Origin of the sequence: Pedobacter sp., from assembly GCF_045628745.1 — a bacterium.
GTDB lineage: Bacteria > Bacteroidota > Bacteroidia > Sphingobacteriales > Sphingobacteriaceae > Pedobacter.
In genome coordinates this window covers 1-6,010 of sequence record NZ_JAZQPU010000458.1, presented here as the reverse complement: position 1 = coordinate 6,010, position 6,010 = coordinate 1, and the positions used below count along the sequence as shown (strand labels likewise).

Here is a 6,010-nt window from a genome sequence, read left to right as displayed (position 1 = left end):
CAATTTTTTCCGTTTCTGTCGGACCTTTCTTGGAACAGCCAAAAAGTGTCGCGGAACTAACTGACAATAGAACGATAATGAAATACTTGAAACATTGGTTGTACTGATACGGATGGTTTGGCATAAGAGACAGATTTAAGTGTAATAATGTGCTTATTAATAGAACACTGCTCAACTTCAATCAACCCAAAAAAACTATATTTATAAACTAAATTCATAATTGCGATACCTTTGCCAATAGCTAAAATAAAATGCCCGTTAAATCATGGCCGTCATCTATATAGAGGCGGCTATTGCTTTTTTGCGCAATGTTAGCTCACTGCTTTTTTTTCTATCAATGCAACTAATGAACCATCTTTAGGCACAAAGCCATAAACCAAATCCATATCTAATACCATTCCCACCTCTCTAAAGGATTTTAGCGTGTCTCGCAAATAGTAAAGTTAAAACTTGACAATGATTGATGAAAGTAAAGTTATAGCTTACCTTAATGATTTGATACCAATAGTTTATTTATATACCTTATTTTTGCCCTATGGCCGGCATCTATATCCACATTCCTTTTTGCAAGAAAGCATGCACCTATTGCGACTTTCACTTCACCACCTCCCTGAAATACGCAGAAGAGATGACAGATGCAATCTGCAAAGAGCTTATTCTAAAGAAAAACCGCATTACCGAACAAGTAGGCAGTATCTATTTTGGCGGTGGCACCCCTTCTGTTTTATCCAGCCCCTATTTAGAAAAGATCTTCAATACCCTAACAGACCATTTTTCTATTGCCTCGGATGCCGAGATCACCATGGAAACCAATCCTGATGACCTTGATGCCCGCAAAATTGCAGAACTCAGAAAAATGCCCGTTAACCGTTTCAGTATCGGCACACAATCTTTCTTTGATGAAGATTTACGCTGGATGAACCGTGCACACAATGCAAACGAAGCGGAAGCTTCCATTAAACGCAGTCAGGATGCAGGTTTTGAAAACCTGAGCATCGACCTGATCTATGGCTACCCCCTGCTTACTAACCTGAAATGGGAAGAAAATATCCGTAAAGCACTGAGTTTGCAAATCCCCCATATCTCTGGTTATTCACTAACAGTAGAGCCTAAAACGGTACTCGACAAGCTCATCCAAAAAGGAAAACAAATCCCTTTAAATGACGACCAAAGTGCTGAACAATTTCAGACGCTGATCCAAAAGCTCAGCCTGGGCGGTTTTGAACATTATGAAATATCAAATTACAGCTTACCTGGCAGATATGCTGTTCACAATACCAATTATTGGCGCGGTGTACCTTATTTAGGCATTGGCCCCTCAGCACATGGTTTTGATGGCACCAACAGGCAATTGAATGTGGCTAATAATGCACAGTATTTAGAAAAACTCCTCAATGGTAAACTTGCAGAAACGGTAGAAGAGCTTACGCAGCTCGACCGCTTAAATGAGTACATCATGACCTCTTTACGCACCATGTGGGGCATGGATCTAGACAGGATTAAACATACCTTTGGCAAAACATTTCATGAGGAAATGTTATTTAACCTGAAACCCTTCTTTGAACGCAAGTGGTTACAGCAGCAAAACCAACAGGTCATGCTTACTGCAGAGGGCAAAATGTTTGCAGATTACATAGCCTCAGAATTATTTTTATTAGATAACCATGAAAGATAAAGTTGTTTGGATTACCGGTGCCTCCTCTGGTATTGGCGAAGCGCTCGTTTACCGTTACCACCAGGCGGGTGCAAAACTCATTATTTCTTCCCGTAACCGCGATGAACTCTTTAGGGTTAAAGGAAACTGTAAAAATGCCCTTCATATTCATGTGCTGTCGCTGGATTTAGAACAAAGCCCTACCCTTGCTCAAAAAGCTACTGAAGCCCTAAGGATCTATGGTAAAATCGACATCCTGATTAACTGTGGTGGTGTGAGCCAACGCAGCCTTGCCTTAGAAACCTCAGCAGAAACCGAAGAAAAAATCATGCGCGTAAATTTCTGGGGGACAGTAGCCTTAAGTAAAGCAGTCATTCCGGCAATGATTGCCAATGGTGGCGGCCAGGTGGTTTGCATCAGTAGCTTAGTGGGCAAATTTGGTACGCGTTTCCGCTCTGCTTATTCAGCCTCAAAACATGCCTTACATGGTTATTTTGACTCTTTACGGTCGGAGATTGCAGACCAGAACATCAACATTACCTTAGCATGCCCGGGTTTCATCAAAACGAACGTCAGCATCAACGCATTAACGGCAAGCGGCAGCGCACAAAACACCATGGACGAGTCCATTAAAAATGGCATGGAACCAGCAGCCTGTGCGGCTAAAATCTATCAGGCCGTTAAAGATAGAAAAGAAGAAGTTTACATAGGTGGTAAAGAAGTGAAAGGTGTGCTTTTCAAAAGACTTTTCCCCTTAAAGTTCTCTAAATACATGAGAACTGCAAAAGTGACTTAGCGGCGGGTTTATGTCAGGCTAATTCCATTTGTAAGATCCCTGCACAGCTACATTAACAATTTTCCATAATTTTGTAGGACTAATTTAATAGCATGGCGTTTGATCTTTCACCTATAGATACAGTAGATCATATTTCAAAAGCAGATTTTGAAAGGTTCTACTTAAATCCAAGAAAACCGTTAGTCATCAAAAACCTCTCAAAAGACTGGCCCGCTTACGAAAAATGGACCATGGATTATGTAAAAGAAGTTGTTGGCGACCAAACGGTTCCTCTTTATGACAGTGGTAAAGCAGACCCCTCCAAACCCATCAATGCGGCAGCGGCAGAAATGAAGTTTGCCGACTATATAGACCTCATCAAAGAAACACCCACAGATTTAAGAATATTCCTGTTCGATCCTATGAAACAGGCCCCCCAACTGCTTGAAGATTACAGAGCGCCAAAAAGTTTAATGGGTGGTTTCCTGGATAATTATCCTAACATGTTTTTTGGCGGTAAAGGTTCTGTTACCTTTTTACATTTCGATATTGACCTCGCCCATATCTTCCATACTCACTTTAACGGTAGAAAACACGTCATCCTCTTTGAAAATAAATGGAAAGAAAGACTTTATCAAATTCCTTTTGCCACCTATGCACTGGAAGATTATGATGTGGAAAATCCAGATTTTGAGAAGTTCCCGGCTTTAAAAGGCGTACAGGGCACGGAAGCATTTTTAGAACATGGCGACACTTTATTTATGCCTACAGGTTATTGGCATTGGATGAAATATTTAGATGGCTCTTTCTCCATCAGCTTAAGGGCATGGGATAAATCATGGGCCGTAAAAGCCAAAAGTTTGTATAACCTAACCCTGCAAAGAAAATTTGACGACTTTATGAAAGGCAATTTCAGGGAAAAATACATGTCGTGGAAAGAGCAGCTGGCTATTAAAAGAGCTAACAAAGCTATAAATATGACATCAGTTTTAAAATAGTTCATTTTCAAACTTTTACCTTCGTTAATTCGTTATAAAAATGATATGAGGGGTTTTCAATTTTCAAACTATATTCCAGACGATGCACCTAAAGGGGGTTTTGAAGAATTGCTTAAACTGTTTACGCAATTACTCAATTATACCGCTGGTGATGCTGGTGAAACACTGGCCTGGATGAATGAGCTGGATAAACAATATAAGTTTACCAACAATGAATACGGTATGGGTAATTTTATTGATGAGCTGAAAGAAAAAGGCTATATCAAAGAAAACCCGCAGGACGGGCAGTTCGAAATTACCGGAAAAACAGAACAAACCATACGCCAGTCGGCATTGGAAGAGATTTTTGGCAAGCTTAAAAAAGCGGGCAAGGGCAACCATAACAGCAATATCTCCGGCATTGGCGAGGAGAAAAATGCCGATCGCAGGGAGTTTTCCTTCGGTGATAGCCTTGACCAGATAGACATGACGACCTCCATACAAAATGCGCAGATCAACCATGGCATCAACAACTTTACGCTAACCGAGCGCGATCTGGAGGTGGAAGAAAAGGATTATAAAACCCTGACTTCGACGGTGTTGATGATCGATATTTCCCACTCCATGATCTTATATGGCGAAGACCGCATTACGCCAGCCAAAAAAGTAGCCATGGCCCTGGCAGAGCTCATCAAAACTCGATACCCAAAAGACACCTTGGATATCGTTGTCTTTGGTAACGATGCCTGGACTATTACCGTTAAAGACTTGCCTTATCTGCAAGTTGGCCCTTACCATACCAATACCCTTGCAGGGCTGGAGCTGGCCGTAGATTTATTGCGTCGCCGCAAAACGCATAATAAGCAAATCTTTATGATTACCGATGGTAAACCCACCTGCTTAAAAGAAAACGGTGGTTATTACAAAAACAGCATGGGCTTAGACAGAAAAGTTATCAGCAAGACTTTAAACATGGCTGCCCAATGTAAAAGATTAAATGTGCCCATCACCACCTTTATGATTGCAAAGGATCCTTACCTGCAGCAATTTGTGAGAGACTTTACCAAGGTAAATGGCGGAAGAGCCTTTTACAGCTCTCTTACCGGTCTTGGAGAATATATATTTGAAGACTACATTAAAAACAGAAGAAAAACAGTACGCTAAACGAGAACATCCGCTGTATAACCAGGGATGCAGATGCCTCTCCAGAAACCAAAATTTATGGATAATAAAAATATAAAGACGCTAGGTGATTTAAAAGCCGCCAACTACGTTTCCCTAACAGTAAAAGATGAGCTCCGTAAAAACCTGATCACACAGCTTCAGGCAAAAGACGCTGGCTTTGAAGGTATCCTGGGCTACGACGAAACCGTAATTCCAGAATTGCAAACTGCAATCTTGTCGCGCCACAATATCTTGCTTTTAGGCTTACGCGGGCAGGCGAAAACCAGAATTGCCCGTTTAATGGTTAACCTGTTGGATGAATACATTCCATACGTAAGTGGAAGTGAGATCTTTGATGATCCCTTGAACCCCATTTCATGGTATGCTAAACATGAAATATTAATCCACGGCGACAATACGCCCGTGAGCTGGCAACACCGCTCTGAAAGATATACAGAAAAACTAGCTACGCCAGATGTAACGGTTGCCGACTTAATTGGCGACGTAGATCCTATCAAGGCAGCAACGTTAAAACTTACTTACAATGACGAAAGGGTAATTCACTTTGGGCTGATTCCCCGTGCCCACCGCAGCATCTTTGTCATTAACGAATTGCCAGATTTACAAGCAAGAATCCAGGTAGCGCTATTCAACATGCTGCAGGAAAAGGATATCCAGATCCGTGGTTTTAAATTGCGACTTCCCCTGGATGTGCAGTTTGTATTTACTGCCAATCCTGAAGATTATACCAACCGTGGCTCCATCGTTACGCCGTTAAAAGACCGTATTGAAAGCCAGATCCTTACCCATTACCCTAAAACCATCAGCATCTCCCGCAAAATTACCTTCCAGGAAGCTAAGCTGACCAGCGACCAGAAAACGCTAATTGAGGCCGATGGTTTGGTTAAAGACCTTGTGGAACAGGTGGCTTTTGAAGCCCGTAAAAGTGAATTCATTGACCAGAAGTCTGGTGTTTCTGCCCGGCTAACCATCTCTGCCTATGAAAATTTAATCAGCACTGCCGAACGCAGAATGCTCATTAACGGCGAGAAAAATACCGCTGTACGCCTTTCAGATTTCACGGGTATCCTCCCTGCCATCACTGGTAAAATTGAACTCGTGTATGAGGGAGAGCTGGAAGGCCCTGCTAAAGTGGCCAACATCCTGATCGGTAAAGCCATCAAAACCCTCTTCTCCCGTTATTTCCCTGACCCTGAAAAGGCCAAGAAAAGCAAAACAGCTAATCCTTATCTAGAAATTACCGAATGGTTTACCGAAGGTAATACGCTGGATTTACTCGATGGCCTCTCTGATGTACAATACAAGAAAACATTAATGCAGGTCAGTGGCCTGAATGAATTGGTTAAAAATATGCACCCTAAATTAAGTGCCAACCAAACCTTGCTTATGATGGAATTTGTGTTGCATGGCCTGGCAGAG

The 6,010-nt window shown here is 41.8% G+C and carries 5 protein-coding genes; all 5 read left to right on the top strand.

Annotated elements, in window-relative coordinates; genetic code table 11:
- Positions 1 to 535 precede the first annotated feature (535 nt).
- Positions 536 to 1,675 carry a radical SAM family heme chaperone HemW gene (gene hemW, locus ACR2F7_RS16545; RefSeq protein WP_432714647.1) on the top strand — a complete coding sequence of 380 codons (1,140 nt, stop codon included), beginning with the start codon at positions 536 to 538 and terminating at the stop codon, positions 1,673 to 1,675.
- Positions 1,665 to 2,450, top strand: a complete 786-nt coding sequence (locus ACR2F7_RS16540) for an SDR family oxidoreductase (RefSeq protein ID WP_432714646.1) — start codon at positions 1,665 to 1,667, stop codon at positions 2,448 to 2,450. The genes hemW and ACR2F7_RS16540 overlap by 11 nt, the downstream gene beginning before the upstream one ends.
- A gap of 92 nt (positions 2,451 to 2,542) precedes the next feature.
- Positions 2,543 to 3,427, top strand: coding sequence for a cupin-like domain-containing protein (locus tag ACR2F7_RS16535; RefSeq protein WP_432714645.1), 885 nt, complete (start codon positions 2,543 to 2,545; stop codon positions 3,425 to 3,427).
- 45 nt (positions 3,428 to 3,472) lie between these two features.
- Positions 3,473 to 4,570 (top strand): vWA domain-containing protein, encoded by a 1,098-nt coding sequence (locus tag ACR2F7_RS16530; protein ID WP_432714644.1) that lies wholly within the window; start codon positions 3,473 to 3,475, stop codon positions 4,568 to 4,570.
- 57 nt (positions 4,571 to 4,627) lie between these two features.
- On the top strand, positions 4,628 to 6,010 hold a 1,383-nt coding region (locus ACR2F7_RS16525; RefSeq protein ID WP_432714643.1), incomplete at its 3' end, for a sigma 54-interacting transcriptional regulator.

Bases quoted from the DNA above. Each gene is read 5' to 3' on its own strand.
- ACR2F7_RS16540 (WP_432714646.1), top strand. From the start codon at position 1,665: ATGAAAGATAAAGTTGTTTGGATTACCGGTGCCTCCTCTGGTATTGGC.
- ACR2F7_RS16535 (WP_432714645.1), top strand. From the start codon at position 2,543: ATGGCGTTTGATCTTTCACCTATAGATACAGTAGATCATATTTCAAAA.
- hemW (WP_432714647.1), top strand. From the start codon at position 536: ATGGCCGGCATCTATATCCACATTCCTTTTTGCAAGAAAGCATGCACC.
- ACR2F7_RS16530 (WP_432714644.1), top strand. From the start codon at position 3,473: ATGAGGGGTTTTCAATTTTCAAACTATATTCCAGACGATGCACCTAAA.